At 52.6% G+C, this 3,675-nt stretch carries 3 protein-coding genes; 2 read left to right on the top strand and 1 reads right to left on the bottom strand.

The window, feature by feature from the left end:
• A partial coding sequence (locus tag O6944_12275; protein MCZ6719911.1) for a site-specific integrase occupies positions 1–522 on the bottom strand: 522 nt, incomplete at its 3' end.
• Between the two features lie 469 nt (positions 523–991).
• On the opposite strand from O6944_12275, the gene O6944_12270 reads away from it, so the two are divergent.
• Together O6944_12270 and O6944_12265 are read left to right on the top strand one after the other, a co-directional pair.
• Positions 992–2,149, top strand: a complete 1,158-nt coding sequence (locus O6944_12270) for a hypothetical protein (GenBank protein MCZ6719910.1) — start codon at positions 992–994, stop codon at positions 2,147–2,149.
• 993 nt (positions 2,150–3,142) lie between these two features.
• Positions 3,143–3,675 (top strand): hypothetical protein (locus O6944_12265; GenBank protein ID MCZ6719909.1); only part of this gene is annotated, 533 nt, incomplete at its 3' end.

Raw genomic sequence — 3,675 nt, 5'->3', positions numbered from 1 at the left:
CTTCTCGTTAAACTCTCGGATTACCTCCTCGGGCGAGAGATTTAAATAAATTTGGGTCGTTCCGAGGTGGTCATGTCCGAGGAGCCGTTGCAACGACGGCAGCGAAATATTTCGCTGTACGGCGGTGACGGCAAAGGTATGCCGCAAGACGTGTGGCGTTACCGGCCGACTAATACGCGCCCGGTTCGCCACGCGCTTGACGATGCGCTGAATGGTGCGGTCGCCCATCCCGAACGCATCGTGCAACGCAAAGTGCCCCTCGATGAGGGGCTGCACCCGAGCGGTAAGCGGAATCACCCGTCGCTTGGACTTGCTCCCGTAGGGTCCTCCCTTCCCATAGATCATGAGGCGGTGTGCCTGCCAGTCGATGTTGTCACGGGAGAGGCTCGAAAACTCCCCTACCCGCAGGCCGGTGTCGAGGAGCGTCCACACAACCAGCCGCTCCTCGTGGTTCTTGCAGGCCTGGGCTAGACGGGTGGCTTCCTCCTGGATAAGAGGCTCACGCTTATTCTGATAAGACATGTCGTATATTGTATGGTTTGCGTCATAGAGACGCAATATGTGGTATCCACAGGTTCCGTGGATGGGAGAAAACTAGGAGTTCGAAAAAAAGGTGTCGCGCTTTATGGTGGAAGGCGACATCGGTTGGCAGGGGCAAAGGTGGATATGGTCCGGAATTAACGCAATAGCATCAATCCGGCAGACCAGACATAATTGCGCGATGCGATTTGCGCTCGCCGTTGTATTATGTGTGGTCGCGGCACCGATCTGGGCGGCAGAGGTCTATCGTCGGCAATTGGAAGGAGCCCTGTTGATGAACTCTGACCAGCCATATACAGAAGAAGAAGGGCGTTCAATCGAAGAACCAGCCAGCAAACCGAGGAGATTGCCGTGCGCAATGCGTACCAAGACATGATTTGCCTTCAACCGCTGAATGTGCTATCGTTTTTAACCAGCTGGATGTGTGCTATCCGGGCAATCTCCGATAATAATGTTCCATGCGCTGACTGCCGGAGTTGGTCAACGCGCAAAATTTGGAGAGGCAAAGATGAGCCCGCTCGACGCCGCAAAGAATTTCAAAGATACGGTCGCTCGCATTCACAAAAAGCAGACGCCCGACGACGAGCGGTACAAAGAACTTCGAAGTGATGCAGAAACTCTCCTAAACATCTACGCCGATGATCCGCTTAGCACCGATCTTTTGAACAAATGCGCAGAGGTTATTCACCGAATAGACCAGCTATCTCTCAATAATATGAAGGGCTACAATTTTGAGCGCGCAAGAAGTAACGTCGTGTATTTGGCGGCATCCACGAAAAGAATTAATTACGCATCCTACATGGCTGGCAAATGGAGTGCCTCAGACGACATTAGCAAAGAAGTAAAGGTGTGGATGCATAACTCAGCGGCAGACGGCGCGATTACACTATATGAGTCGTTATGCTTTATATACGACTATTTGAGGAAAGAAGCGAGATCTGATAAAAACGCACAACACGCGGGCGATATTGTCAATGTTTATCGCACTGCCGCCTTCATCGATGCGAAGGAGTTTCTTGATTTTGCTGATGAAATAGTGCCCGCTTGCTGTTTAACTCAATATAACCGAGCCAAATTACTTGCATATTCAGCCGAAAAGCTTGCCGAAATCAAACAAGCAATTGAAATATTGAAGAACGTGACGCCTTTAAACCCAAGCGAATTCCATGCAGCTGAAGTATACTGGCATAAAGATAATTACCATATGTTTCAAACGAAGGATTCAGAACTAAAGCGAATTATAGGCAAATATTCTGATGAAGAAAGCGCAGTTGAAATAATTGATCACGTTCTTGAAAAAAATTACAAGATTGCTGATCAGATACAGGATGAAAAAGGCGAAAAGATCTGGGAATCCGGGCGAGATGGCAAGCTCTCCAAATCCCTAGCCGTCGCAGCCAGCATTGGAGCATTGTCGATTGCGTCGACGTACGCAGGAATCGATCCTGACACACTTACAGATACGGCGGCAGGCCTACTGGAACTGCTGACGTCACAGGCAGATTTACTTAATTCGTACCTAGATACAAATGCGTTTGGAAGCGAGGCCAGAGTTATTGCATCGCTGGGGGGCGGAGGGCTGGCTATGGGTGGCGGCGGTTTAGCATAACTGCTCCTCCTCAGACAGTAATTGCCTTTTAGCCCGCATTTCCCAAGACGTTCGGACCAGCTCCCACATTATCGTCTCGTCCCACGGCACGGCCACTCCCGTCGCGCGGGCGAAATCGACTAAGGGGGAGACACCAAGCGCTCAATTATCTGCCCGTCAGGTGGCCCCCAATGCTTGCTCATGAACAACATTCATTGGTAGTCGTAAAATCGGGCCTCAGTGGCGAACTGCAAAAATGTCCGAAGGCATGAGGGTGATCGCACTAAACGGCTGCGACGGCGCGCCGTCGATCATTAGTTTCAAGTAGATGTGATAGTTAGGCAGGTCGAGGAGGTGTACCGTCTCAAACTTCGGTTCAAATTCGCATGCCAAGAGCGGCGCATCTTTTGCACCAAGCCGGAAGGAGATGAGGGTCGCAGCGTTCCCTAAAACCGCGTGTAGAACGTCCGGGTCGAAAGATTTCTATCGCTCTATCACGCGACCGTTGCGGCCTCTTTGGTCTCGACGAAATCCTTTTGGCTAGAGCGTCACGAATTGGTGAGCCTCGACTTCCGCTCTGGGTCAAACGCGGAAGTCCAGCGTAGGCCTCGGAATGTCCGTTGTTGGGGGTAAAGCAGAAGTCGATTTTGGGCGACTGGATGTCTGCTTGTAGCCATAAGCGGACTCAACGGTGCGTGTCAGAAGTCCAAAACCATCTGTATCGGAAACAATCTGTGATGCGTCGAATTCGGCTCCAGATATTCCGCGGATAATAGATTGGCGGTCGCAGCGTGCGGCGAAGCATTCTTTTCCGTACAGCATGAAATTCGTTTGCTCAGGAATTTCATCCTCAGTCCCGCACGCTCTGAACACTTTATGGCGAGCAGCGAGATTGTCTGACCGCCGAACATGCGACATGGTACCGTTGCCGGCAACAGGTCAAACCACTGAAGGGTCCCAGCACCACATGCGACAGCTGCGTCAATTCATTTCCTTGCCCTCGTCGTGAATACCATGCGCGTCAGAGTCATCAGCGCGTATCGTCACAAGGCCCGGTGCGCCTATTTCCTTGCGATGCTCTCAGGGCTTTCGGTAATCCTTGCCTCCGCCGCAATCGGACAGGCATACGCCGATGACCGGGAACCCATGCGGCTGGCGGTCGATCAGTTGGTTCGGTCGCAACTGCCGTCCGGCCTGTTCCCTTATGATTTCAACTTCCTGACCGGAAGCGGGACGGGTACCAAGAACATGACGAGTCCGAACCTGGTGCGGCAAACCGGCACCGCCTATGTCCTCGCCTCATATCATGTACGCCTTCCCGATACGGCCCTGCGCCGGACGATCGAAGCCGCCATAGAGGGATTTGGCAAGCTATCGCTACCCATCACGCGCAACGCCGTTCAGCACATGATTCAGAAGACCCGGATTCTGTCGCTTTCCTTCGGCCGCCGCACCATGCAGCGGGCTTTCAACTGGCTCGGCCTGCTGTACAGCCCTGAGGGCAATGGCAAATTGGTCTCGCCAGACGGCACATACGAAAGCGCGTG

This window comes from Gammaproteobacteria bacterium (assembly GCA_027296625.1).
Classification (GTDB): Bacteria; Pseudomonadota; Gammaproteobacteria; order JAKEHO01; family JAKEHO01; genus JAKEHO01.
This window is presented reverse-complemented; position numbering and strand designations above follow the sequence as displayed.